Raw genomic sequence first — 23,739 nt, 5'->3', positions numbered from 1 at the left:
CCAGGAGCGCCCCGATAAAGATCGATACAGGAAGCGAAACTCCCGAGTATCGCACCGCCTCAGGTACAGCTTTGGCAGCAATGTACACGCAACAAGACGTTATTGCCGAGCACGCGCTCTATTGGCTTCCAGTGAAGAGCGTATCGGAGGCCCGCTACCTAACCGCGATCCTCAATGCGCCAATAACGACCGAGTTGGTGCGCCAGTACCAATCCACCGGACTGTTCGGAGGCAGACACTTCGACACCTACCCCTGGCAACTTCCTATCCCAGCGTATGAAGCAACAGACTTACTCCACTCGCGCCTAGTGGCCCTCAGTGAGGCATGCGAGGAGGCTGCCGCAGACATCGAACACACCACGCAAGGATTCCAAACAACGCGAGCTAATATTCGTCGAATACTCAATGAACGAGGCCTCTCAGATGAACTGAACCTTGCCGTATCCGCCCTGCTAGATGCAAACATATCTCAGTGATACACCATCAAAAAGGTGGTTGTTCATCGGCAAGATCAATTGGTAAAGCCTCGGGTGTTTCTGATTCCTCACCTTCTACAACAGCCGGAACAGCTTCTAGAGCTGCAACCGGAGTCGTTGCGTTGAGGACCCCGAAGCGTGATTGCACAGACTCACGGTCAACCTCGTGGACGTGACCGTCCGCACCCATCACGAGCACCCGGTGAAGGCGTCGCGCGAAAGCACGCCTAACGATGGGTTGTTCCCAGTCATAGAGTAGCCATGGAGGCTGATTCGAGATGATCACCACGGTCTCATAACGTGCAGGCCGGTCGTAGTACCGCGCGGGCAGGTTGATCGGGTATCGGTCGAGCACGCCGTTAAGCAGGCGCAGGTCAATCTGCCCGCCGTACTCGTCTAAGGCAAGCACTTTCTCGCCGTTGTAGGCGTCGAAGTTCCGATAATCGGTCAACCGTGCCACGTCGTCGTAGTTGTCATAGAGCCATCGAGTTTTGCCAACGCCGGGGTCTCCATAGAGGTAGATCACCTCGACGTCTCGCTCCACCCCGCGCGCTGCGGCACGATCACGCGCGGCCGCCAACTCCGTGACGTACTTTGTCACCCGTGCCGCCTCGGGCATGGTGAGAATGACCTCGTCCACAGTCCGCCCCTCGTCGAGTATCGCCGCCCGGATACGGTCAAGGTCACTGCGCCGCCCTTTATCGTCACGTAACTGAATATCGCCATGCTGTAGTGGTGGCTCACCATCGACGCGGCTGTCCTCCTTCATGCAGTAGGCCACCGCCTCGGCAACGGTGCCCCGCCTCGGCTCAATGTGCGCCGTCGGCAGTTTCCGCTTCAACGTTGCGAACCTGATCGGCGTCTCATTCTCCACGAGCACCTGCCAGTGCACGAACCCACCCTTGCCGCGTTCGAGTTGCCCGACATACGTGTACGGCTCCAGTGCCGTTTCCACTGCGTCTCGGTCGTGCTTGTCCGCCGAAATCGTGAGCACCCACGACCTGGACTGTTTCGGCGTCGCCGTCCTGGACGTCTTTTTCTTTCCCACTGCTACAACCTCCGCTACATCTGAATGTGTCTCGTTTACCCCGTTGACCTGCTGTGTTACGGCTTCGCAGGTGATGGGTAGCACTAGGGCTGCGCCCTCCATCACCTGCGGCCCTAGGCTCGGCCAGCCATCCGCCCGGCCTGCGGCGCATGCGCGTGAACGCATAAAGGAAGCGGGCACACCGCCGTGGGCGTGTCCGCTTCCTCGTCGCCGCTCGTGCCTCGCTTGCTCCTCGGTCGCTACCCCGCCCCACGGGGGCTAGGCATGCTTCCTCGTTGCGACAACGACGCCGTTGCCAGCGGCCAGCGTGACGTCCCCGCCGAGCACCTGGGCGCAGGCCCGCGCGACCGGTGCGTCATTGGCCGCAGCGAACCGAGTCGGCTCCACCACGTCGAGAAACACCTTGCTCGACGTGCACGAGGAAAACCGCAGGCCAGCAGCGGCGAACGTCGCCTGATATCGCCGTGCCGTGTTGTGCCGCTTGGTCTGCTCGCCGTCCCAGATCATCCAGCCGAGCAGTGCCAGCATTGCCAGCGCGCCCGCCGCGATCATCGCTCACGCACCCGAATCCACGCGCACGTCTCTCCGCACGCCGTGTAGGTGTCTGCCACCGCGTCTTCTGCGGCGAAACCGAGTACCGCCCGTTCTTTCTCGTCCGCCGTGATCGGCCACAGCGACTCGAAATGCACGTCAGAGCAATCTTCGTGCTCTCCCGTGTCACGGTCGACGTCCTGGACGTACAAACCCCTAGCGTTCAGCAGCGCAACGCGGACAGTCTGGTCGGCCAAATGGCGCACGCGTGCGATCTGCTCTTGTTCGCGAGCGTAAGCCCGCTGCGAGAGTCGGCTAAGCATTGCCCTTGCCTCCGCCCCTGTGCAGGTCGTGCTCCTCGACGGTGTACGACCCGGTCAGACCATACTTTCCGACCACCGGCTTCACCGTGACCAGTCCCTTTGCCGCGAACTCCTCGCCGCGCTTGACCTTGATGTTGACCGCGTCGGTTGTGTAGACCCGCAGGTCGACCACATCGTCTGCGATCACCGGTGAAAGCCCCTCCACGACGTACAGGCCGCGACCAGCGCGATCGGTCAGACGCTCGTCGGTGCCGTACTCGGTGGCCTCGCGGGACGTGATGGTCGAGGACGTCGCGTGCAGCGCGTACGCCCCCGTCATGGACACAGATTTCAGAGCCATTTTCGGCTCCTCCTTTCGATTCGTAGTGCCACCCCGCGATCACGGGGCTGATTTCAAACGTGCACTCGAACGAGAAAGTTTGCAAGGGCATGACCTGCACAAACTAATTTTTTCGACCTGGTAGTCGCTTATTTGTTCGGCAAAAATGGTGCCCGCACCAGATCGTTGCACCGCTCCTGGTTGCGCTGTGTGACGCGACCCAAGGGGGGACCCTTGCCACTTTTCACACAAACGATCCTGGGGCGAGCACCGAAACATCGGCAGATTTCGAACATGTGGTGCAAAATCCTGCTGTATGTGAGAAATGTCACACCGGCGAAGTCCTCGGCCAGGCGTCGCCGTCGAGGCTGTCCGTCGCCGTGCGCCTGTCCGATAACGATCTCTTATGTCGAATCGGGGGCAAAAGACGGCGCAATATACCTGCGCAACACATACGGCGATAACGTGATCCAGCGATGCAGTGATACGGCACCTCGGAGCCCCTCTCGAACAGCGACGAACTTCTAAAATTGCTGGTAGCCGGAAATGCGAAGTTCTTCACCGAGGGAGTGGAAGGGCTTTGCATTGCCCGCCCTGCGGTAACCTGCGGAATAGTGCGGGAATAAGAAGGGCTATATTGGAGTAAATGCGTAGTTAACAGGTTTTAAGGGGGCCAAGTCTTGTGGAACTCAAACAGTAGATTGGATCGATCATGGCACGCCCCCGTCTCTCGCTAGGACAACTCGGTAACATCCGGGTTCACAAGGTGCAGGTTGCGAACGGTTCTCAGCGGTACGAAGCCACAGCTTGGCTTCGCCGCATGGATGGCAAGAAGGTCGTTATCCAGGTGCGCGGCACTTCGCCCTCGAACGCCCGCCAACGCGCTTATGAACGGGCCGAGGAGAAAAAATGGGAAGGAACGGCGCTTGGCATCACTGGCCTAACCAGCCGTTCCGATTTCGCTGACGTGGTGCGCGGCTTCTTAAAATCAGCCCGTGCAGAAGGGCGATTGGCGCCACAATCTATCGATCGATACGAGACAGTCGCGACAACGCATCTTGTACCGGCATTAGGCAACCTCCTGCTCAACGAAATTACCCGCAACACTCTCGCAATTTACGTGCGAAACATAAGCGCCTCGTCGGCAACAGAAAGCCGGAAAGTATTTAGGGCCACTTGGCGGTGGGCGCAAGACGAGGGCCTTACACACATGGATTGCCCGTGGAAAGACATAGTTATTGCACAGAAGGCCAGCTCTCCGGTCGCCCGCGAACTTCTGACTGCGAACGAGATGCGCCGACTCATAGACCTGGCAGACCACCACTCAAAATTCATGGCGGCACTCGTCAGGACGGCTGCGGATACGGGACTGCGAATAGGAGAACTCCTGGCGCTTTCGGTAGACGATTATGACCCCAAGGCGCGCACGCTGACAGTTCGCCACACGGTGATCTACGTCAAAGGGCAGGGTCTCGTCCGTTCAAATCCGAAGACTCCCAACGCAATCCGGACACTGAAGATCACACAGCGCACGGCCGATGCGATAAATTGCGTCCCCGATGAATGGTCGATAAAAGCGCCCCCTCTCGATCAGACTCCACTGCTATCCCTAGACGGCAAATTTAACTACCCCACCACCGTCGAGAAAAAGTTCCGGAAGATGCTTGACGGTTCGGGTCTAGAGGGAACCTCCTTCCACACGATCAGAAGGACGATTGGATCCGTAGTAGCGAGGCACACCGGACTGGACGAAAGTGCCGCTGAACTACTGGGCCACGCGAATACCTTGGTCACCGGCAAGCACTACTACAAACGCGAGACTCAACCCAGGGATGCAACAGCAGCCATGGCCGACTTTCTTAAAACCAATGGCTAGAGAAATTTTCCCCCTTCTTAAACCCTTCTTTTTGCACGGCGCTTCCTACGGATACCCCTTGGGTACCTACCTTGCTTCCTGCTGTACAGAGCAATTGGAGAACTTCCTAAAGCCCTAGATTGACCAATTCTCACACCCGTCCAGTGTGAGTTCGAGTCTCACCTGGGGCACCACTAGCAAGCTAGATCTCAGAGAGCTTGGCCGCCGTCCCCGTATTCCGCCGCGGGGGACATTTTGAATGTGCTCCCGAGTTGAGCAAAGCGACGGTAATCTGTCTCCTAGTATCCGTCTAAAAAGGAAAAGCTGTGTTTGGTCTCTCGGTAGCCACCATTATTGTGGCAGTGATCGCCCTGCTCATCGGAATCGTCGTGGGCATCGCCATCGGTAAGAACAACAACTCCCGGATCTAGAACTAAGACCCTAGCGACGCAGTCCACGCAGCATGACATCCTTCTTCCGCCGTTACCAACAAGGCGACGAAAGCAACGTGTGGGCTGAACTGAGGGCCCTGGGGCAGCGGGCGCGTGAGCCGCAGTTCGAGGAAGATGTGCGCGCGGTGTGCGATGAAATGGCGTTGCGGGCATTTTGGAACGTCGAAAAGCTCATAGACAGACTGAGTGCTGACGGATTCATCTTCCGGGACGCCACCGATCATATGGAGCAATCTCCACTGTTGCGGCCTTCCGAGAATGTGGATCCGTTGATCGAATGGCTCAACACAACAGCCGGAACACTGCCCCTGGCCGTGGAATCGTGGATGCGCACTGTCGGCGATGTCAATCTCGTCGGTACCCACCCCCAATGGCCCGATGCCGAACAGGCTGATCCGCTCGTTATAGAGATCGAACTCCTTAGGATCGGCAGCGAAGAAGCGCGCTCTTATTACGAAGACGAGCTTGAGATGTGGCGTGACGACGAGGACTCACTTGAACTTCCGCCATTCCTCCTGTCCGTGGCGCCAGATAGCCTGCACAAAGCGAATATTTCCGGAGGGGCACCGTACGGTTTCGAACTTCCCGATCCCACCGTTGAAGGCGCATTCGTGAACGAGGACGCGCACGCACAACCCATCCACGAGCCCTTCGTCGACTATCTCAACCGCGTGTTCCGGTCTGGCGGTTTTCCAGGCCAGCGCGTTTCCGCCCCCGATGGCTTTCGGGAAAAGTACTCCGCCGGCCTGATGAGGCTGTAGACCGATTAGAAAGGCTCGGGCTTTGTCTCGTTCTTCGGGGTCGACTGCCAGGTAATGGCCGCGCCCGCAACGGTCACCAAGGCAATGCCGACGACCATGCGCACGGTGAGCTGGTCGCCGGCGAAGAGCCATCCGAGCAGAGAACCAAGCACAGGATCAAGAGCAAAAAGCGTGCCGACGACCTGTGCCGAGGAGAACTTCGCCGCCAATGTGTCCGCAATGTACGGAATGACCACTCCCACAACTGCGGCAATGGTGAGGATCAGCCATGCGCGCTTATCGACGTTTCCAAGCACCGGCGCAACCAGTGGGAAGGTGAGAATCGCGGCGACTGCTACGGAGATTGCTAAGTCCCCAAGCCCGCCTTCGGCCTTTCCAACGCGTTCAGCGAACACAGTGTAGGCAGCAAAGAAGCCTCCCCCAATGAGACCGAATGTGATCCCGAGCGGGTCCAGACCTGAGGAAGGGCCCGTGATGAGCACGATCCCTGCAAACGCCACGAGAGCCCATACCCTGCCCTGCCAGAACTTGATCCCAAAAAACGACACTAAGCACGGCCCGAGGAAGTCCAATGTGACCGCGACGCCCAACGGGATACGGGCGACCGCAGCAAAGAAGAATTGGTTCATTGCCGCCATGGCCGCACCGTAGATGACGGCGTTCACCCACCGCCTCCGGGTGAGCTTGGTCAACCGGGGGCGGAAGAGCACAAAAAGGAATACAGCCGCTATGGCGAGACGCAGCGTCGAGACCGCCACGGTTCCCAGCTGTCCGAACAGCGTCGACGAGATGACGGAAGACGTCTGGATGCCCAGGGACCCGATGAGGACGTAGATCACGGGCCTCAGCGCTGACACAGCGCTGCTCTCTTGTGTACTAGCGGGCATAGTTACCGGCCGTCGAGTGCTTTCTGCAACGCTTCCTCAGTCTCCGGTGAGAAGGCGACAAAACGGACCTCGTCCATTTCGACGCCGGACTCGGTGACGCCTTCGATGGCGCAGCCAGCGGCGTCGTCAAGCGGCCAACCGTAAACACCGGCGCTCACCAGCGGGAAGGCAATAGTGCGGGCACCGATTTCGCCTGCTACCTCCATGGAGCGGCGGTAACACGATACGAGTTCTTGACGCGTGCCGCGACCGTGCACTGGGCCGACAGTGTGAATGACCCATGTGGCAGAAAGGTCGCCCGCGGTAGTCGCTACAGCGTCACCGGTGGGTAGCCCGTCGGGGCACTGCTCCGCACGGACCTTCTTGCAGGCAGCGAGGACAGCCGGGCCGCCAGCACGGTGGATCGCCCCGTCGACCCCACCTCCCCCGAGGAGGGAAGAGTTGGCGGCGTTGACGATAGCGTCGACAAGCTCTCGCGTGATGTCTCCGCGAATGACAGTGAGTTTCATGACTCTGCTAGTTCGCGGGTTTGATCTCGCTCTCGACGACCCACTTGTGGTTCTTCATGGTCATGCCGTCGGCCTCAACGTCGACCATGTAGACAGTCTCATCGGTAGAGCTGTCGATCGTGGCTGTCGCACCCTTCATGCCCTTCATGTGCTCGGCGGTGACAACTTTCTCGGTGCCGTCGGCCAAGCGCTCCTCGCCAGCATCCTCGAGCTCCTGCTGAACAACCCACTTGTGGTTGGTCACACGCTCGCCACCGTCGGTCGGGTCGTAGGAGATGGCGTAGGTGTACGTGCCATCGAAAGCGCCGACGATGGTGGCCTCCGCACCGTCCATGCCGGGCATGTGGTCCGCGGTGAGAATGACTTCCGTACCGACGGGATAGGTCGGAGCGGAAGCCTCTGTCATGCCTTCGGGGGCGGGGCCACCGTCTTCAGCGTGCTCGTGGCCCTCGTGGCCGCCGTGGTCGTGGTCGCTGGCGTCGTCTCCGTGCTCGTGGTTCTGTTCCGCGCTCGTCTCCTCCTGGACTGTGGTCTCAGGGGTCTGAGGCACCTCAGTATTCTCGGAGGAGCATGCCGTAGCAGCGAACAAACCCGCCACTGCAACGGTTGCGATTGCCATGGTCTTGCGTGTGGTCATGATGTGTACCTCATTCTGCGTAGGCGGACGGTAACTGAACCATTCTACATGCGCTTCGTGCTCGTTCCGTTCGTCACGATCATCTTCATGCTCGGCTTCACCTTCCCGATCAAGAATTCCCGTCAGCTGTGGACATCGGCACCGAAGAGATAGACAGAGGTTCATGGCACGTGCGGGCGAACGGGGCCTTGAAGGTCACGCCCTGGGGGTCATAGCACGTGGGCCCCAGAAGGCGCCCCGCAGGACCTTGTAAAGCCCAGCCGCCTAATCGTCCGTCCCCATCACCGTGGCGGCTGCGAGCAGCACGGAGATCGAGCCACGGTCCAAAGACGGCTGGATCTGTGGCACAAATCCCTTGGAGTGGTTCGGCGGGCCAGCCTGCCCCTCTTCAAAACCGGACCAGCCGATGAAGAAGTACGGTACGTCCCAGGCGTTCGGGATGATCGGGAAGTCTTCGGAGCCGGGGAACCCGGGACCGTACTGCACCAGATCCTCACCGAAGAACTCGGTGAAGGTGTCTTTGACCCGTTCAGTGAGCTCCGGGTCGTTGTAGACCACCGGGACGGAGTCGAGGTATTCGAACTCCGGCGGCTGCGGGCAGTTGCCCGCTTCGCACTCGGCGGTGACCACGCGCTTCATGATGTTCTGGATCTGCTCGGAGATCGCGTCAGTGGAGGCACGGGTGTTGATGCCTAGTTCCACCATGTCCGTAATTGAGTTCGAGGTGGTTCCGCCGTTGATGGAACCGACGGAGATGATGGCGATCTCCAACGGGTCGACCTCGCGCGCGACGGCGGCTTGCAGGCGGGTCACGATCGACGCGGCAGTTGGGATCGGGTCGACGGAGCGGTGCGGAAGCGACGCGTGCCCGGACTTACCGTGGATGCGCACTTTCCAATTCGATGCGGCGGTGGTCATGCGCCCAGGGGTGAATATGAAGCCGTACGGCGGGTCCTCGGCGAAGATGTGCTGACCGAAGACGTAGTCTGGCTTCGGCAGCCTATCGACGAGACCGTCCTCAACCATGCGGCGCGCCCCTCCGCCGGCTTCCTCACCGGGCTGGAACAGCGCGATGAACGTGCCGGACCACAAGTCCTTGTTGCGCACGAGTGCACCGACCGCACCGAGCTGGGCGGTGGTGTGCATGTCGTGGCCGCAGGCGTGCATCTTGCCTAGGTCGTACGGTGCGGCGTAGTCGACGTCGGATTCTTCGGCGATCGGCAATGCGTCGTGATCGGAACGGAACAGGACTACCGGGCCTTCACCGTTCTCGATGACAGCGACCTTGCCGGTGCCAGCGAATGTTTGCACGTCGAGGCCTAAGCGCTTGAGTTCTTCCTCAATGCGCGCGGCGGTCTCGTGCTCCTCCATCGAGAGCTCGGGGTGCTGGTGGAACCACTTGTACAGTTCCTCGCGCTCAGCCCGCGTGTTTTCCAGAGTGTCAATCAGTTTCTGAAAGTTCTCGGTGGCCATTGGGGATACCTCCTTAGAAAGGGTTCTACCTCCCAGCCTAGGCCCGTGGACCGCCACGCACGTGCGGTTTTAGGCCCGGGGATACCGTTCCAGAATGCTGTTGGATTCGTGGGTGGAGGGGGTGGTCCAGGAGCCGTCGATAAGCATTTGCTCTTTGCGCGCCTGCCAGAACGTCGCGTTGCGGATGCCCACTGCCTCCGGGTCGAACTGCGGGTCGAGGCCAGCCTTCTTCTGGCGGCGGTAATCCCAAAGGCACTTCAGTGCGGGAACTTGCAGCACGAGGATGGCAACGATGTTCAGCCACGCCGTCACGCCGACGCCAATGTCGCCGAGCGCCCACGCTGTGCCCGGAGTCGTGGTTGCACCGACCCACACAGACACGAGAATCAGACCGCGCAGGAACCAAATGACCACGCTGCGGGCGGTGTCGTTCTCGATCCACCGGTTGAGGTAGCTGAAGTTGACCTCTGCCATGTAGTAGTAAGCGACGATCGTGGTGAAGGCGAAGAAGAGAATGGCCAACGCCACGAAGCTCGCGCCGAAGCCCGGGATCAATGTGTCAAGACCCGACTGGACATAGCCGGGGCCGACAGCGATCGTCTCGGAGATCGCACCGGAGTAGCGGACCGGGCCTTCTTCGTCGCCTTCGAAGACGCGGTACATATCGGTGGAGATGATGATGAATGCGGTCGCAGAGCAGACGAGCAGCGTATCGACGTACACGGCGAACGACTGCACGAACCCCTGCTTCGCCGGGTGGGACACCTCAGCAGCAGCGGCCGACTGCGGGCCGGTGCCCTGGCCAGCCTCGTTGGAGTAGATACCGCGCTTGACACCCCACAGGATGGCGGCGCCGAGCATACCGGAGAACAGTGCCTCGCGATCGAACGCGGAACGGAAGATCAGGCTGAAGACATAGGGGATCTCCGACGCGTTCACAAACAGAATGATCACGGCGACCAGGATGTACAACACCGCCATGAAGGGCACGACCATGGACGCGAACCAGGCGATGCGCTTGACACCACCGAGGATGATGACAGCGAGCAGCGCGACCATCACCAGCGCAGTCGCCCACGTGGGAACGCTCCACGCATTATCGACGGCTGCGGCCACACCGTTGGCCTGAACTCCCGGCAAGAAGTACGAGGTAGCCAGGATCATCATGACGGCGAAGAGGACGGCATAGGCAAGCGCGAACGGGCGGGCCTTAGTGTGGGAGTACGCCTTTTCAATGTAGTAGGCCGGACCGCCGCGGTACTCTCCCGTGTCGCGATCCTTCTCCTTGTACACCTGGGCCAGGCAGCACTCGACGAAGGAGGTGGCCGACCCCAGGAAGGCCACCAGCCACATCCAGAACACCGCACCCGGACCACCGAAGGCGATAGCCGTGGCCACGCCGGAGATGTTTCCCACGCCGACGCGGCCCGCCAGTGAGACCATCAGCGACTGGAACGAGGAAATTCCCGCTTCAGAGTCCTCCCCCGAACGAATTTGTTTGATCATGTCTGGCAAGCAACGCACCTGCAAGAACAACGTCACGGCTGTGAAGTACACGCCAGCACCTAGACAGAGGAATACGAGCGCATTCGACCAGATCAGGCCTTCAAGCGTGCTGATGAGATCTTCCATGGGGGTCCTCCCACGTCGGCAAGTTCTAAATATTGGTCAAACTATAGACCATGGGAAGAGCCAACTATGCACTCATTCCCATATTTTTCGCAGTTACCCCCAACCGAGTGCGCACGCGGGGTCCGATACTCAAATGACAGGACAATTGAGCTCCACTACCCATCCAGAAAGAACATACGTCACTTCTGTCACATCAGTAACAGATGTGACGCTATCCGGTGGAAACTCGACCTCGCTGCTCCACCGCATCGACCGCGCCATTGCAAAAGGCGACCTCAACCGAGGCACCACCACCGTTTTAATATCCACCGGGTTCAACGACTACGCACCCATGAATGTCATGAACGGAGCGTCCGGCGACTTCCGGGACATCCAGAACGTCTACGTCCGCAACCTGCACACCGCTGCCGGCAAGATTCGCCGCATTGCCCCTAACGCCCGCATTATCATGCCCGGCTTGCTCTCCATTTCCGAACCCACCGGCCTGCAGCGCATCTGCCTGGTCAACGTGATTCCGAACATGCCCGGGGGCATTCCGCTCGGCCATCTTCAGGCGATGGAACTGGGTGCTCGCGACGTCCAGATGCGAGCAGCGCGTGAGATCAGCGCCACCTTCATTGACATCAAGAACGAATCCCGCAACAACCACTCCTGCGCGCCGGACAAGAACCGCTGGGGCACCGGGTTCATCGACACCACCACCGAGAACTACAACATGGCCTACCACCCCTCCCACGCTGGTTCGCGCTACGTGGCTACCCGCGTGATGCAGGTGCTCTAGCGTCTACGCAGTCACCCTCCCAAACCGCGCGGCTCCCCGCTAGCTGACCGGGTTTAGGCTGGAACGCATGGTCTCCCCACCCCGCAACCTCTTGCACTTGTCTGGTTCCGCGACGACCTCCGGCTCACGGATAACGCCGCCCTCACGTGGGCAGCGCAGCACGGCCATGTGGTCGGGCTGTTCATTTTCGAGGAGATCGATGCCGCTCGCCCACTGGGTGCCGCAGCGGCGTGGTGGCAGCGTGAAAGCGTCCGCAAACTACACGCTGATCTGGCGCAACGCGGTGTACACCTGATCATCGAGCACGGTGATCCCCGTGAGATCATCCCGAGGATCGCCGCCGAGCTGGGTGCCACGGCGGTGACGTGGAACCGCCGCTACCACCTCCTCTTCCGCGATGTCGATGCTGAACTCAAGCGCACACTGGCACAATCGTGCGAGGTCACCTCTCACCCCGGCTACCTGCTGAACGAGCCGTGGACTGTGCAGACAGGTAGTGGCACGCCGTTTAGGGTATTCACGCCGTATGGCAAGGCGTCGCAAAGCATGCTTATCGACGCTCCACCCACCCCCTCCCTATCCCCGACCTCCACGGAACCGACGTGACGAGTGCACCGCCGACCTTCGATGAACCGTTCTGGGCGGTGGAGACCCTCGCCACGCACTGCCATCCCGGTGAGATGCAAGCGCAACGGAAGTTCCGTGACTTCCTCGAGGGATTGGCGGATACAAGCTACAAGGACAACAACGACATCCCCTCGGCTGATGCGACGTCGGGCCTGTCAGCGCACCTGCGCTTCGGGGAGATCAGTCCCGCCCAGATCTGGGCGGAGACGGCCGCTTTCGCAGACGCCAATCACACCGTCGCCGCAGATGCTTGGGCGTTCTTGCGCCAGCTGCTGTGGCGAGATTTCGCGTGGCACCGGCTCTACTACATTCCCACTTTGGCCACGCGCAATGTCCGCGAGCAGTTCAACGCGTTTCCCTGGGCGTGGACGGACCAGCCCACCCCTGGCTCCACAACGCGAGCCTTTGCCCACCCCGAGATGGTGCCGAACGATCCGGACGAGGCCCAGCACCTCGATGAGCTCGCCCTGTGGCAGAAAGGTGAAACAGGAATCCCAATGGTCGATGCCGGGATGCGCGAGTTGTGGGCCACCGGAACGATGCATAACCGGGTGCGGATGGTCGTCGGCAGCTGGTTGACAAAGAACCTCGGCATCCACTGGCGTCACGGCGAAGAGTGGTTCTGGGACACGCTTGTCGACGCCGACTACGCCTCCAACCCCTTCAACTGGCAATGGGTCGCCGGCTGCGGCGACGATGCCGCACCCTATTTCCGCATCTTCAACCCCCTTCTTCAGGAGGAGAAGTTCGACCCCCAGGGGATTTACATCAACCAGTGGGTGCCGGAGCGACACACCCCGATGTACCCGGAGCCGATGGTCGACGTCAAGAACTGACTAACGGGCGGCGGTAATCCAGTTCACGGCCTCACCGTAAGAGACCTCGCCGTACTGGCCGTGGTTGTAAACGCTCAACAACAGCGGCAACGTCGTGGGAGAGCGCATTGCGACGATCGCCGCCAACTCAGTGATCGGCATCTGCCCCCTCAAAGTGGCCACGCGCAGCATGGGGTCGACGTGGCGGCGCCACTCGTCGGGAAGCGAACAGATCGGGTCATCGGGGCGGCAGATATCCAGCACGCGCGGGCCCAGCTCACCGTAACCACCCTCCAGTGTCTCCAACGCGCCCTTATCGGCGGCCGTGGCACCAGCGCGGAAGTGGCCACCGTTGTCAGCCAGGTGGGGGTTGGAGATCAGCGCAGCTGAGCGAAACTTCTCCTTCTGGATCGGCCCGCGGTCGTGGGCGATGTCGTTGATCAACTGCGCACCGATGCCAGCGCCTTCAGAGAAGCCGGTAATGCTAAAGGTCGCATCCGGGCACATGCGGGACAATCGACGCATCGTCGCAGAAGCATCGTTATATCCGGCACGGGCGGAATCCGTGTACGTCATCAGCGTGAACGGCACGGCCGGGTAGGTGATCCACACCGGCTGCGTCGTCCCACCGGTGCGCTGGTGCACGCGCTGCGCCACCGGAGTCACCTTCGGACCTACGGGCGCTTTCTCCGGGAGGAACGAAGCAGTGTTGGCACCACCGGGAATAGTAATGAGGAACTCGCGCGAGCACGTGTTCACATTCGGCGACTCCAGCACCGAGCTCATATCCTGAGCACTCGCCTGCGCAGCACCGCCCGCTACAAACCCGAGCGCGACAGCGACCGCCGCAATCTTCTTCAGCAACATTCTCTTATTCCTCGCGCCCCGTGAGGCATCGGTTTCCGCGTAAAGACCAACTAAGAATAAAGCACATACAAGGAAACCCCAACAGGAAACGGCCAGTTTGCTCTCAGCACAGTTTCGTCGGGGGCACCCGCGGGGTACACTGCCCGCATGCGCAAATCCATCGTGACTAAAGCCGTCTCCGTCGCCACCGTCGCTGCCCTGACCCTGGGAGCTTTCCCCGCCGTGGCAGACGCACAGGACAAGATCGGAAAAATCTCCGAGGAAATCACCACTGGCATCGAACGCGGCATAGATCCCGAGAAGTCGGTTCTGCAGGAAAACTCCAGCACCAAGGACTTCTTCAAAAATGGCCTCGAGCCCTTTGGGGATATGTCCTCTATGGACACTGCGACGAGTTCCGAGGGCTTGACCCGCGCCATCCTCAACTACGTCATCATCGCTGCGGGCATCACCATCATCGGCCAGATCATCCAGCTGGTCATGGCGAACCTGCCGCGCTAACCCGCATGCACGCTCGTTCCGAGAGGGACTGAGCCAAGACCGAGGCATACAATTTCTTCACTGGAAGGCATTGTATGCTTCTTCTATGTTCAAACCTTTCAAGGTGGCAGCCTGCGCGGCCAGCATTGCGTCGATAAGCATGCTCGCTGGTTGCGTCACCAACGTCGAGGGCGGACACCCTGACGGTTGGGAGCAGATCACGCCGGATGAGGTTCCCGAGATCGCCGCGATGGTGCCTGAAGATATACAGGCATCCGGCACCCTAACAATCGGTACCAACCCCCCGTTCGCTCCTTTTGAGTTCAAGGACTCGCAAGGCCGGATGATTGGTCTGGAGATGGATCTCGGCCACGCCCTCGCCAGCGTTATGGGTCTGGAGTTCCAAGCTCAGGAGCAGGATTTCTCCATGATCTTGCCCGCCGTTCAGGCCGGAACGCTCGACGCGGGAATGTCTGGCTTCACTGACACGGAGGAACGGCGCGAGAACTTCGAGTTCGTCAACTTCCTGTACGCCGGCATCCAGTGGGCGACTCAGCCCGGCAGCGGGGTCGACCCGGAGAACCCCTGCGGGCTCACCGTTGCCGTGCAGCGCACGACGGTGTCAGAGACTGACGACATTCGCCCGAAAGCCGAGAAGTGCGAAGAAGAAGGCGACCCGATCACGATCCTGTCTTACGACACGTCGGACAATGCCGCATTGGCAGCGCTCGTCGGGCGCGCTGACGCGCTTAGCGCGGACTCACCTGTGTCGGCCTGGGCCGTGGAACGCTCGGACGGCCAGCTCGAGCTCACCGGCGAGATGTTCGACGCCGCACCCTACGGCATCGCGGTGCCGAAGGACTCGCCGCTGGCGGACGCGCTCGCCGCTGCCATGCAACACCTCATTGACACCGGCGAGTACCAGCGCATCTTGGAACAGTGGAATGTGGAAACCGGCCTGTTGGATGAGGCCCTGATCAACGAGCAGCCAGTGGGAGGACACTAATGGCTCAACGCAACGAACGCCCACAACGCATCGAGGCTAAACCGCTGCGCCACCCGGGACGCTGGGTCGCCGCGGTGATCCTGTTGGTGCTTTTCGCGCTCTTCATCTTCGACGCCGCGCGCCGCGAGGCCTACGGCTGGGGCACATACTTCGCGTACCTCTTTGACACCCGCATCCTCACCGCCGCCGGCCACACCCTGGCGCTGACGGTGCTGGCCATGATCATCGGTGTGGTGCTCGGCGTGATCCTGGCAGTCATGCGCATGTCGCCGAACCCAGTGTTCAAGTCCATTGCGTGGCTGTACCTGTGGGTCTTCCGGGGTACCCCGGTGTATGTCCAACTGGTGTTCTGGGGACTTCTCGGAGCAATCTACCAGTCTGTCAACCTCGGCTTCACTGAAATCTCCATGGAGGCACTCACCTCCTCCGCTTTCGCCCTCGCGGTGCTTGGCCTGGGCCTCAACGAAGCTGGTTACATGGCCGAAATCGTCCGCTCCGGCATCAACTCGGTTCCGGAAGGGCAGATCGAAGCGTCGAAAGCTTTGGGCATGGGCTGGGGCATGACCATGCGCCGCACGGTGCTACCGCAGGCAATGCGGATTATCATCCCGCCAACTGGCAACGAGTTCATCTCCCTGCTGAAGACCTCCTCGCTGGTGGTGGCTATCCCCTACTCGCTCGAGCTTTACGGCCGCAGCCAAGACATTGCCGCCGCGCTCTTCGAGCCAGTGCCGATGCTGCTTGTCGCCGCCACCTGGTACCTGGTGATCACCTCGATCCTCATGATCGGCCAGTACTACCTGGAGCGCTACTTCGACCGTGGTGTCACTCGCGAACTCACGGCCCGCCAGCTCGCGGCGCTGACCGACGCTGAAGGCAAAACACCCCACAACGTCACCGTCATCGAGGAAAGGTAGGAAGCGCTCATGACTAGCACACCCATGGTTCAGGCCGTCGACGTCTGGAAGTCTTTCGGCTCGCTCGACGTGCTCAAGGGCATCAACCTCGAAGTGCAAAAAGGCGAGGTCACCTGCCTCATCGGCCCGTCGGGGTCTGGTAAGTCGACGTTCCTGCGCTGCGTGAACCACCTCGAGCAGGTCACCGCCGGCCGTCTCTACGTCGACGGGGATCTCATCGGGTACCGCGAGAAAGACGGTGTTTTATACCAACTCTCGGAGAAGGATGCCTCCCGCCAGCGCCGCGACATCGGCATGGTCTTCCAGTCCTTCAATCTCTTCGGCCACCGCACCGCCCTGGAGAACATCATCGAAGCGCCCATCCACGTCAAGGGCGAGAAGCCGGAAACTGCCAAAAAGAAGGCCATGGAGCTGCTCGAGCAAGTCGGCCTCGCCCACAAAGCGGAGGCCTACCCCGTCCAGCTTTCCGGTGGGCAGCAGCAACGCGTCGCCATCGCGCGTGCGGTGGCCATGGACCCCAAGCTCATGCTTTTCGACGAACCCACCTCCGCCCTCGACCCCGAACTCGTCGGCGAAGTCCTCCGCGTGATGCGCGAGCTGGCCGCATCCGGAATGACCATGCTGGTAGTCACCCACGAGATGGCGTTCGCCCGCGAGGTCGCCGATACAGTCGCCTTCATGTCTGACGGCGCCATTGTCGAGTACGGCACTCCCGAGCAAGTTCTCGACAACCCCCAGGAAGCCCGCACTCAGGAGTTCCTCTCGTCGATCTTCTAGGGATCTTCGGGGGCCGCGCCCCAGTGCGGATACTCGCCGATCACTGCGTGCGGAAAAGTTGACAAACTCGATTTCCGCCTAGAACCGTTTCCGCAGGTAGAAGGGATCTGGGGCGCTAGACCGGCTTCAGGTTTGTCAACTTTTCCGCAAGCGACCTTGGACCTAAGTAGTGCCGCTGAACTTCTGGTTCATCGCCTCGAAAACCGGGTCCGGAACGAGCCCCTTCAGGTCGCCGCCGTACTTGGCCACTTCCTTGCACAGGGAGGACGAGATGTAACCGTACTTCTCGTCGGTCATGAGGAAGAATGTGTCCACGCCGGAGAGCCGCCGGTTCATCTGCGCCATGGGTAGCTCGTAGTCGTAGTCGAGGGAGGAGCGCAGACCCTTCACCAGCGCGCCGATGTTGTGCGCGGTGGTGTAGTCCACCAGCAGACCGCCCCACGTGTCCACTGTGATGTTGGGAATGTGGCTGGTGACTTCGCGGATGAGGCCCATGCGCTCGTCAATGCTGAACAGGCCGGACTGCTTGTTCGGGTTGCCGGTCACCAGGACGGTGACTTCATCGAAGCTACGCGCGGCGCGGGTGAAGATGTCCAGGTGACCGTTGGTCACAGGGTCGAAGGATCCTGGGCATACTGCCTTCGTCATTGTTCTTCCTCGTTCTTGTCGGCACTGCCGTAGACAGCCATGTCCATACGAGCGATACCATACAGGCGCTTCTTCAACTTTTGACCGGTAGGTGTGTAGCCCTCCGGCCATGCGGTTTCTGCGCTGTCGCGGTGGCGTTCGATGACGACAGCTGCGCCGTCGATAAGCGCGGGCTTGAGCGCTTCGAGCATGGCGGCGACATCCTCGTCGGGCAGGTCGTAGGGCGGGTCGGCGAGCACCATGTCGAAGTACGCGCGCGGGGCACGCGGCACGTACGCGGAGGCCTTGACGGGCTCAATATGCACGTTCGGATGGCCGACGGCCTGGGCGTTGTGCTTGATTATCTCAACGGCTTTCGGGTCGGACTCGACAAGCACGACCTCCTCAGCGCCACGCGATGCGGCCTCGAGCCCCAGCGCGCCCGAGCCGGAAAACAGGTCGAGCACACGCTTGCCGACGAAGCCGAACCGCACCTGCAACGACGAGAACAACCCCTCTTTCGCTCTGTCTGAGGTGGGGCGGGTGCCTTCCGGAGGAACCTTGATCTTGCGTCCGCGGGCTTCGCCCGAAATGATTCGGCTCATGCGACCACTTTAACTTTTATCCAGATACTCGAATTCTTCGAGGATCATCTCTTCGGTGACGGAGCGGGCCAGCTCAATGTCGCGGGCGACAATCTCGGCGGCGTCGTCGTAGGCGCGCTGGATGATCTCATAGTCTTCGACAAGGTTGAGCAGCTTGAGCTGTCGCTCCTTGCCGGACTGGGATGTGCCCAGCACGTCGCCCTCTTGGCGGATCTCCAGGTCGAGCTCGGCGAGTTCGAACCCGTCGGAAACCTCGGCAATGCGCGAAACGCGCTCGAGCTGGGGTGTATCGGGCTCAGCGAAGGTATGGAACAAGCACAGCGACTGGTGCCCACCACGACCCACACGGCCGCGCAGCTGGTGGAGCTGGGAGACCCCGAAGTGCTCGGATTCGCGCACCATCATCACCGTTGCATTCGGTACGTCGACACCGACCTCGATGACCGTCGTGGAGATGAGCACATCGATCTCTCCGGCGCTGAACTCGGACATGATCCGGTCCTTGTCCTCGCCTTTCATGCGGCCGTGCAGAATCTCGATTCGCAGGCCCTGCAACTCCACAGCTTGCAGGCGTTCCGCCATCTCGAGCACCCCGCCGGGCCCCTCAATGCGCGGGCACACAATATAGGCCTGGTGGCCGGCGGCGACCTCCTCGCGAATCTTCACCCAGGCACGCGCCACCCACGTCTCCTTGAACTCCGGCACGATCGCCGACTGGATGGGTTTGCGGCCGCCGGGCAGCTCCCGCAGAGTGGACACCTCGAGGTCGCCGAAAACGGTGATGGCGATGGTGCGCGGAATCGGTGTCGCCGTCATTACCAGCAAGTGCGGGGTGATATCCCCTGCCTTGTCGCGCAGCATGTCGCGCTGCTCCACACCGAAGCGGTGCTGCTCATCCACAACGACGAAACCGAGGTTGAAGAACTCCACGCTCTGCTGAATGATCGCGTGCGTACCCACGACGATGTCGGCCTCCCCCGTCATGATCGCCAGCAGCGCCTCCTGTTTCTGCACAGTCGGCATCGACCCCGTTAGCGCCACCACGCGGGCGTGCACACCGGTGCGCATCAGGGTCTTACGCAGAGACTTTTCGTGCTGGAGGGTGAGCACTTCCGTCGGAGCGAGCAACGCACACTGCATGCCGTTGTCCACCGCTTGGAGCATCGCAGCCAACGCCACGATCGTTTTTCCGGAACCGACCTCGCCCTGCAGCAGGCGGGTCATTGGAATCGTGCGCTGTAGGTCTGAGGTGATCTCGTCGAGCACACCGAGCTGCCCGTCGGTCAGTGAAAAAGGCAACGCGCTCAAGAGTTGCGCTTGGTTGCGCTTATCGACGCGCGGAAGCGCCGGCGCCGTCCGATGCGCCGTATCCTCGCGGCGCACCGCCATGATGAGAGCCACCCGCAGCGCCTCGTTGTATTTCAGGCGGTTCCGGGCGGCGTCGGGGCCGTGGGGCCCGGGCAAGTGGATCTGCCACAGAGCGTCCTGAAGAGAAATGAAGCCCTCGGGAGTGAAGCCGAGCGGCTCTTCCACCTCCCCGATGTGTTCGAGGACGGTGGCGACCGCACCCATAATGGTCCATGTGGAGACGTTCTTCTTTGCCGCGTAGACCGGCAACCACTCACGGCCAGCCAACATCTCATCGGGGTCCCCGAAGGCGGCAAGCTGCTTCATCGACCCGGAACTGTGCGTAGCACCGCTTGACTTCTCGCCTGAGAAACTGGGCTGGTTGAGCAGAATGAAGTCCGGGTGCTGCAGCTGCGGCATGCCGTTGAAGTAGGACAGCTTCCCAGTGAACATGCCACGGGTACCCTCCTCGAGCACCCGCGGAGCGTAGCGGGCGTTGAAGAACGACATGTCAATTGTGTTGCGCCCGTCGGTCACCTGCGCCTTGAAGATTGTCCGCTTGCCGTGAATCATACGCGTGGACTGGATCACGCCGATGAAAGAGATCGTGTCACCTGGCAGCGCCCCTTCGAGCGCGTCGCCGTAACCGTAGTGAAGGTACTTGCGCGGGTAGTGCTCCAACAGCCCTTCTGCTGTCTCGATCCCGAAGTTGGTCGCGATGGCTCGCGCGGGGCGGGTGGGAATGACCAGGTTGAGCGGCGTGGAGTACGTCAGGCCGAGCACGGTGCTACTCCACTCCGATGTGGCCGAGCGTTCCGAGGCCATCTGCCGGGTAGACCAGTACCTCGGCCCCGAGTTTCTCTTCGAGGGCGTCGCTGTCAACCGCGGTGGCGTCGTCCGGGGCGAGAAGGAGGGTGATCAGCTCACCGCCGTCGGCAAGCAAAGCGGTGCACGCCTGCTCAATGGCCGAAGCGAGGTCGTCTGCCCGGGCAATAGCTCCGTTCGCACCGAGGACATCAATCCCGTCATCGGTGGTCTGGATATCAGCGACATCCATCTCCTGCGCGGCTTCCTGCATCAAAGCAGCCGCCTGGTCGAGCGGCAGGCGCGGATCATGAACGGCAAGAGCAGCGATACCGTTGACCAGGCGGACTGTCGGGAGCAAAACGATCTCCGTGTCATCCGTCTCGGCAACTGATTCGACTGCGCCGAGCGTTTCGGAGTCGAGCTGGCCATTGGGCAGCACAAGAACCTCGTGCGCGCCCGAGGCGACAATCTCGCGGCGGAGATCCTCAACCACACCTGGGCCGGGCACGACAGCGACCGCACCGGCTTGGGTGTACAGATCCATCAACGAACCGGCAGGAGTCACCGCAACGATGAGGCGGCCGACACGGCGCGCTTCATGCAACGGGGACGCATCCGGCAACACCTCGAGCCGCAACTCGGTCACCTCCCCCATAGCGAAGGCCTTCTCGATGACCGGCCCCGCTCCCGGGGTATGAATGTGCACCTTGCCCTGCGTGTCCGTCACACGGGCCACGACAAGGCTGCGCCCCATCCCGGAGAGCACCGACTCAAGATCATCGAGGGGACCAGAGAACATGAACAGAACTTCGAGCCAGCCGGGGGCGCCGTGTCCGTCGCCGTGCTCATGGTCCGAACCAGGCGCAGAACCTACGGGACGGTCACCGCCGCTTTCGCCGCTGACGCTGTCGTGCAGCACCTGAAGCAACAGCACCAGCCCAGTACCGCCTGCATCCACAACCCCCGCTTCGCGGAGTTCAGCGAGCTGTGACGGAGTGCGTTCGAGCGCTTCTTCGGCGGCACCAAGGGCTGCTGCAGTGACGTCAGCAAGCTCACCGGTCTCCGCGGCCGCTCGTGCCGCATTAGCTGCTTCGCGCAAGACGGTGATGATCGTGCCCTCGACGGGCGAATTGATAGCCCGCTCCACGAACGTGACAGCGTTGGTCAGCGCGTCTGCGACGCTTCTGCCGTCCAACTCCCCATCGAGTGCCGCCTGCGCGACACCCCGCAATACCTGGGACAGGACGATCCCCGAATTACCGCGGGCACCCTTAATGCTGCCGAACGCCAGCGCCTCAGCGACCGCGTCCGCGCCGGCGGACGGATCCACATTCTCGGCTTCGCGCACGGCTGCGGCCATTGTGTACGCCATGTTGGAGCCAGTGTCTGAATCCGGCACGGGGAAGACATTCAGGCTGTTGATGTCCTCGCGGTGCTCCTCCAACGCTTCAGCGCCGCTACGTGCCCACACCAGAAGGCGGGCACCGTCAAGCACAGAAACGCCGGAGAGGGTGGTCATGGGCACTTACTCTACAGTGCCCAGTCAACACCGTCGGCCCCTTGGGCCTGCAGCGCCTCATTGGCCCGCGAGAACGGCCGGGAGCCGAAGAATCCGTTGCGCGCGGAAAACGGTGAGGGGTGCGTCGACTCGATGCATGGAGTGTCACCTAGGAACTCTTTGGCGGTGCGGGCGTCGCGTCCCCACAGGATGGCCACGAGCGGTGTGTCACGCTCGGCGAGGGCGCGCATCGCTTGCTCTGTGACCTCTTCCCAGCCCTTGCCGCGGTGCGAGCCAGATTTTCCGGGCGCCACGGTGAGCACCCTGTTGAGCAGCAAGATTCCCTGGCTCGCCCAGTTGGACAGGTCGCCGTCCTTCCGGGGCGGGATGCCCAGGTCGCTTTCCAGCTCAGTGTAGATATTCACCAGGGAGCGGGGTGGGCGCACACCTGGTTGCGTCGAAAAGCTCAGGCCCATGGGGTGCCCTGGTGTCGGGTACGGATCTTGGCCGACGATGAGCACACGCACATCGTCGAACGGGTCCTGAAACGCGCGCAGGACGTCGTTGCCGGCTGGCAGGTACGGCTGGTTCGCGCGCAGGAAGTCACCCATTTCATGAATGCGCTTTTCGACGGGCGCCAGTGGTTCCTTCCAGCTCTCATGCACAGGCAAATTCATGCGAAGCTCTCCCATCCTCCGGAGTAATTGGGTGCAGCGCCATCGACGGTGATGCTCGCTGCGTCGTTGGTGCGGCACACCTTGCCGATGCTGCGGAACCCGACAGGCGCATTCCCATGCAAGGTGCCAAGCAAAGTGTGGTCTTCCCCGCCCTCATACACCCACTTCCACGGGTCAGCACCAAGAAGCTCAGCGGCATGAAGCAGCAAGTCGTCGGGGGCGATCGTGGCGGGATCCAGATCGAACCGCACACCAGAGTTCTGAGCGATCGCAGTGAGATCGTGCAGTAGACCGTCGGAGTTGTCGGTCATCGCGCTCGCTCCGGCGGAACGCGCGACCACGCCAGCGCTCGGCGAGAGAACGGGGGCCTGGTAGGCCAGCACGAGCGGTTCCAACTTCTCGGGGATCTCCATGCCCGATTCCAGCAGGTCCAAGCCAGCGGCGGAGTAACCGATCGCACCGTGGGCAACAAGGTTCTGGCCCGGGCGCGCACCGGATAGGGTCAGCGGCGGCCGGTTACCGCCGAGGGATCCGATAGCGGTGACCGAGAGAACAAGGCTCTCCCCCGCTGTGACATCGCCGCCGACGAGCTCGGCGGCGTACTTGTCGATCTCGTGGGCGATCCCACGGGCGATCTCCCCGACCACGGACGCCGCCATTGCCGGCGGAGCAGACAGGGAGAGCAACACAGCGATCGGGCGCGCTCCCATTGCTTCAATATCGGCGAAGTTCTGCACGACTGCCTTTCGGCCCAGATACCACGGGGTGGTCACATCCGCCCGGAAATGCCGCCCTTCCACGAGCATGTCCGTGGTGGCCACCACGCGCGAGTTCGGCGACGCAGGGAGCAAAACGGCCGCATCGTCCCCGTTGACCGGTGATGGGCTGGCATCGATGATCGACTGGATTACCGCGTGTTCCCCGACCTCCCCGAGCGTGGGGCCACTGGTGGGAAAACCGGTGTGAATCATAGGTGCGTGGGGCCTTTCTCGGTTCTGGGCCTTA

At 61.4% G+C, this 23,739-nt stretch carries 24 protein-coding genes and 1 pseudogene; 9 read left to right on the top strand and 16 right to left on the bottom strand.

Annotated features, from left to right (window positions below; genetic code table 11):
• Nucleotides 1-483 precede the first annotated feature (483 nt).
• From KBX07_RS01375 to KBX07_RS01360, 4 genes are all read right to left on the bottom strand, one after another.
• On the bottom strand, nt 484-1,524 hold the full coding sequence (locus KBX07_RS01375) for a hypothetical protein (protein ID WP_256022702.1): 1,041 nt from the start codon (nt 1,522-1,524) through the stop codon (nt 484-486).
• A 258-nt stretch (nt 1,525-1,782) separates the two neighbouring features.
• Complete coding sequence (locus tag KBX07_RS01370) at nt 1,783-2,076, bottom strand: hypothetical protein (protein ID WP_256022700.1); 294 nt, start codon at nt 2,074-2,076, stop codon at nt 1,783-1,785.
• The gene (locus KBX07_RS01365; protein ID WP_256022699.1) at nt 2,073-2,378 is read right to left on the bottom strand and encodes a hypothetical protein; all 306 of its coding nucleotides are present in this window, start codon (nt 2,376-2,378) and stop codon (nt 2,073-2,075) included. Before KBX07_RS01365 ends, KBX07_RS01370 begins: the two co-directional genes overlap by 4 nt.
• Nucleotides 2,371-2,718, bottom strand: coding sequence for a hypothetical protein (locus KBX07_RS01360; RefSeq protein WP_256022697.1), 348 nt, complete (start codon nt 2,716-2,718; stop codon nt 2,371-2,373). The genes KBX07_RS01365 and KBX07_RS01360 overlap by 8 nt, the downstream gene beginning before the upstream one ends.
• 799 nt (nt 2,719-3,517) lie before the next feature.
• On the opposite strand from KBX07_RS01360, the gene KBX07_RS01355 reads away from it, so the two are divergent.
• Nucleotides 3,518-4,573 (top strand): site-specific integrase, encoded by a 1,056-nt coding sequence (locus KBX07_RS01355; RefSeq protein ID WP_256022696.1) that lies wholly within the window; start codon nt 3,518-3,520, stop codon nt 4,571-4,573.
• A 442-nt stretch (nt 4,574-5,015) separates the two neighbouring features.
• Nucleotides 5,016-5,765: a hypothetical protein gene (locus KBX07_RS01350; protein ID WP_256022694.1), complete on the top strand. Its 750-nt coding sequence runs from the start codon at nt 5,016-5,018 to the stop codon at nt 5,763-5,765.
• A 5-nt stretch (nt 5,766-5,770) separates the two neighbouring features.
• On the opposite strand, the gene KBX07_RS01345 is transcribed toward KBX07_RS01350, so the two are convergent.
• From KBX07_RS01345 to KBX07_RS01325, 5 genes are all read right to left on the bottom strand, one after another.
• Nucleotides 5,771-6,622: an EamA family transporter gene (locus tag KBX07_RS01345; protein ID WP_256022693.1), complete on the bottom strand. Its 852-nt coding sequence runs from the start codon at nt 6,620-6,622 to the stop codon at nt 5,771-5,773.
• Nucleotides 6,623-6,654: 32 nt separating this feature from the next.
• Complete coding sequence (locus KBX07_RS01340; RefSeq protein ID WP_256022691.1) at nt 6,655-7,161, bottom strand: O-acetyl-ADP-ribose deacetylase; 507 nt, start codon at nt 7,159-7,161, stop codon at nt 6,655-6,657.
• A gap of 7 nt (nt 7,162-7,168) precedes the next feature.
• Nucleotides 7,169-7,798, bottom strand: coding sequence for a YdhK family protein (locus KBX07_RS01335; protein WP_256022690.1), 630 nt, complete (start codon nt 7,796-7,798; stop codon nt 7,169-7,171).
• Nucleotides 7,799-8,062: 264 nt separating this feature from the next.
• On the bottom strand, nt 8,063-9,271 hold the full coding sequence (locus KBX07_RS01330) for an amidohydrolase (RefSeq protein ID WP_256022688.1): 1,209 nt from the start codon (nt 9,269-9,271) through the stop codon (nt 8,063-8,065).
• 69 nt (nt 9,272-9,340) lie between these two features.
• Nucleotides 9,341-10,903 carry a sodium:alanine symporter family protein gene (locus tag KBX07_RS01325; RefSeq protein WP_256022687.1) on the bottom strand — a complete coding sequence of 521 codons (1,563 nt, stop codon included), beginning with the start codon at nt 10,901-10,903 and terminating at the stop codon, nt 9,341-9,343.
• A 205-nt stretch (nt 10,904-11,108) separates the two neighbouring features.
• Between KBX07_RS01325 and KBX07_RS01320 the strand changes: the two genes are divergently transcribed.
• From KBX07_RS01320 to KBX07_RS01310, 3 genes and pseudogenes are all read left to right on the top strand, one after another.
• A complete protein-coding gene (locus tag KBX07_RS01320; RefSeq protein ID WP_256022685.1) occupies nt 11,109-11,684 on the top strand; it encodes a GDSL-type esterase/lipase family protein in 576 nt (191 codons plus the stop codon).
• A gap of 153 nt (nt 11,685-11,837) precedes the next feature.
• Nucleotides 11,838-12,290 (top strand): annotated as a pseudogene (locus tag KBX07_RS01315) (deoxyribodipyrimidine photo-lyase); the annotation flags it as partial.
• The gene (locus tag KBX07_RS01310) at nt 12,287-13,147 is read left to right on the top strand and encodes a deoxyribodipyrimidine photo-lyase (protein WP_005290352.1); all 861 of its coding nucleotides are present in this window, start codon (nt 12,287-12,289) and stop codon (nt 13,145-13,147) included. The pseudogene KBX07_RS01315 and the gene KBX07_RS01310, both read left to right, overlap by 4 nt.
• Here KBX07_RS01310 and KBX07_RS01305 read toward each other — a convergent pair whose 3' ends face one another.
• The gene (locus tag KBX07_RS01305) at nt 13,148-13,993 is read right to left on the bottom strand and encodes a cutinase family protein (RefSeq protein WP_005290353.1); all 846 of its coding nucleotides are present in this window, start codon (nt 13,991-13,993) and stop codon (nt 13,148-13,150) included.
• 147 nt (nt 13,994-14,140) lie between these two features.
• On the opposite strand from KBX07_RS01305, the gene KBX07_RS01300 reads away from it, so the two are divergent.
• From KBX07_RS01300 to KBX07_RS01285, 4 genes are all read left to right on the top strand, one after another.
• The gene (locus tag KBX07_RS01300) at nt 14,141-14,494 is read left to right on the top strand and encodes a hypothetical protein (protein WP_256022683.1); all 354 of its coding nucleotides are present in this window, start codon (nt 14,141-14,143) and stop codon (nt 14,492-14,494) included.
• A gap of 85 nt (nt 14,495-14,579) precedes the next feature.
• The gene (locus KBX07_RS01295; RefSeq protein WP_256022681.1) at nt 14,580-15,479 is read left to right on the top strand and encodes an ABC transporter substrate-binding protein; all 900 of its coding nucleotides are present in this window, start codon (nt 14,580-14,582) and stop codon (nt 15,477-15,479) included.
• The gene (locus tag KBX07_RS01290; protein WP_255997419.1) at nt 15,479-16,396 is read left to right on the top strand and encodes an amino acid ABC transporter permease; all 918 of its coding nucleotides are present in this window, start codon (nt 15,479-15,481) and stop codon (nt 16,394-16,396) included. Before KBX07_RS01295 ends, KBX07_RS01290 begins: the two co-directional genes overlap by 1 nt.
• Nucleotides 16,397-16,405: 9 nt before the next feature.
• Nucleotides 16,406-17,173, top strand: coding sequence for an amino acid ABC transporter ATP-binding protein (locus tag KBX07_RS01285; protein ID WP_305083298.1), 768 nt, complete (start codon nt 16,406-16,408; stop codon nt 17,171-17,173).
• A gap of 162 nt (nt 17,174-17,335) precedes the next feature.
• On the opposite strand, the gene coaD is transcribed toward KBX07_RS01285, so the two are convergent.
• Genes coaD through KBX07_RS01255 form a run of 6 tightly spaced genes read right to left on the bottom strand, consistent with a single transcriptional unit; the run spans nt 17,336 to nt 23,705 of the window.
• Entirely contained in the window at nt 17,336-17,821 is a 486-nt protein-coding gene (gene coaD, locus KBX07_RS01280) for a pantetheine-phosphate adenylyltransferase (protein WP_256019071.1), read from the bottom strand.
• Nucleotides 17,818-18,405, bottom strand: coding sequence for an RsmD family RNA methyltransferase (locus KBX07_RS01275; RefSeq protein ID WP_256022679.1), 588 nt, complete (start codon nt 18,403-18,405; stop codon nt 17,818-17,820). The genes coaD and KBX07_RS01275 overlap by 4 nt, the downstream gene beginning before the upstream one ends.
• Nucleotides 18,406-18,414: 9 nt before the next feature.
• The gene (locus KBX07_RS01270; RefSeq protein WP_370687264.1) at nt 18,415-20,535 is read right to left on the bottom strand and encodes an ATP-dependent DNA helicase RecG; all 2,121 of its coding nucleotides are present in this window, start codon (nt 20,533-20,535) and stop codon (nt 18,415-18,417) included.
• 4 nt (nt 20,536-20,539) lie between these two features.
• On the bottom strand, nt 20,540-22,078 hold the full coding sequence (locus KBX07_RS01265; protein WP_256022676.1) for a DAK2 domain-containing protein: 1,539 nt from the start codon (nt 22,076-22,078) through the stop codon (nt 20,540-20,542).
• Between the two features lie 11 nt (nt 22,079-22,089).
• Nucleotides 22,090-22,734 carry a uracil-DNA glycosylase gene (locus tag KBX07_RS01260; protein ID WP_256022675.1) on the bottom strand — a complete coding sequence of 215 codons (645 nt, stop codon included), beginning with the start codon at nt 22,732-22,734 and terminating at the stop codon, nt 22,090-22,092.
• Nucleotides 22,731-23,705 carry a thiamine-phosphate kinase gene (locus KBX07_RS01255; RefSeq protein ID WP_256022673.1) on the bottom strand — a complete coding sequence of 325 codons (975 nt, stop codon included), beginning with the start codon at nt 23,703-23,705 and terminating at the stop codon, nt 22,731-22,733. Before KBX07_RS01255 ends, KBX07_RS01260 begins: the two co-directional genes overlap by 4 nt.
• Nucleotides 23,706-23,739 lie beyond the last annotated feature (34 nt).

Source organism: Corynebacterium sp. CCUG 70398 (assembly GCF_024454055.1).
GTDB lineage: Bacteria > Actinomycetota > Actinomycetes > Mycobacteriales > Mycobacteriaceae > Corynebacterium > Corynebacterium genitalium.
This window is presented reverse-complemented; position numbering and strand designations above follow the sequence as displayed.

Bases quoted from the DNA above. Each gene is read 5' to 3' on its own strand.
- KBX07_RS01370 (WP_256022700.1), bottom strand. From the start codon at position 2,076: ATGATCGCGGCGGGCGCGCTGGCAATGCTGGCACTGCTCGGCTGGATG.
- KBX07_RS01365 (WP_256022699.1), bottom strand. From the start codon at position 2,378: ATGCTTAGCCGACTCTCGCAGCGGGCTTACGCTCGCGAACAAGAGCAG.
- KBX07_RS01360 (WP_256022697.1), bottom strand. From the start codon at position 2,718: ATGGCTCTGAAATCTGTGTCCATGACGGGGGCGTACGCGCTGCACGCG.
- KBX07_RS01355 (WP_256022696.1), top strand. From the start codon at position 3,518: ATGGATGGCAAGAAGGTCGTTATCCAGGTGCGCGGCACTTCGCCCTCG.
- KBX07_RS01350 (WP_256022694.1), top strand. From the start codon at position 5,016: ATGACATCCTTCTTCCGCCGTTACCAACAAGGCGACGAAAGCAACGTG.
- KBX07_RS01340 (WP_256022691.1), bottom strand. From the start codon at position 7,161: ATGAAACTCACTGTCATTCGCGGAGACATCACGCGAGAGCTTGTCGAC.
- KBX07_RS01335 (WP_256022690.1), bottom strand. From the start codon at position 7,798: ATGACCACACGCAAGACCATGGCAATCGCAACCGTTGCAGTGGCGGGT.
- KBX07_RS01330 (WP_256022688.1), bottom strand. From the start codon at position 9,271: ATGGCCACCGAGAACTTTCAGAAACTGATTGACACTCTGGAAAACACG.
- KBX07_RS01325 (WP_256022687.1), bottom strand. From the start codon at position 10,903: ATGGAAGATCTCATCAGCACGCTTGAAGGCCTGATCTGGTCGAATGCG.
- KBX07_RS01305 (WP_005290353.1), bottom strand. From the start codon at position 13,993: ATGTTGCTGAAGAAGATTGCGGCGGTCGCTGTCGCGCTCGGGTTTGTA.
- KBX07_RS01300 (WP_256022683.1), top strand. From the start codon at position 14,141: ATGCGCAAATCCATCGTGACTAAAGCCGTCTCCGTCGCCACCGTCGCT.
- KBX07_RS01295 (WP_256022681.1), top strand. From the start codon at position 14,580: ATGTTCAAACCTTTCAAGGTGGCAGCCTGCGCGGCCAGCATTGCGTCG.
- KBX07_RS01290 (WP_255997419.1), top strand. From the start codon at position 15,479: ATGGCTCAACGCAACGAACGCCCACAACGCATCGAGGCTAAACCGCTG.
- KBX07_RS01285 (WP_305083298.1), top strand. From the start codon at position 16,406: ATGACTAGCACACCCATGGTTCAGGCCGTCGACGTCTGGAAGTCTTTC.
- coaD (WP_256019071.1), bottom strand. From the start codon at position 17,821: ATGACGAAGGCAGTATGCCCAGGATCCTTCGACCCTGTGACCAACGGT.
- KBX07_RS01275 (WP_256022679.1), bottom strand. From the start codon at position 18,405: ATGAGCCGAATCATTTCGGGCGAAGCCCGCGGACGCAAGATCAAGGTT.
- KBX07_RS01265 (WP_256022676.1), bottom strand. From the start codon at position 22,078: ATGACCACCCTCTCCGGCGTTTCTGTGCTTGACGGTGCCCGCCTTCTG.
- KBX07_RS01260 (WP_256022675.1), bottom strand. From the start codon at position 22,734: ATGAATTTGCCTGTGCATGAGAGCTGGAAGGAACCACTGGCGCCCGTC.
- KBX07_RS01255 (WP_256022673.1), bottom strand. From the start codon at position 23,705: ATGATTCACACCGGTTTTCCCACCAGTGGCCCCACGCTCGGGGAGGTC.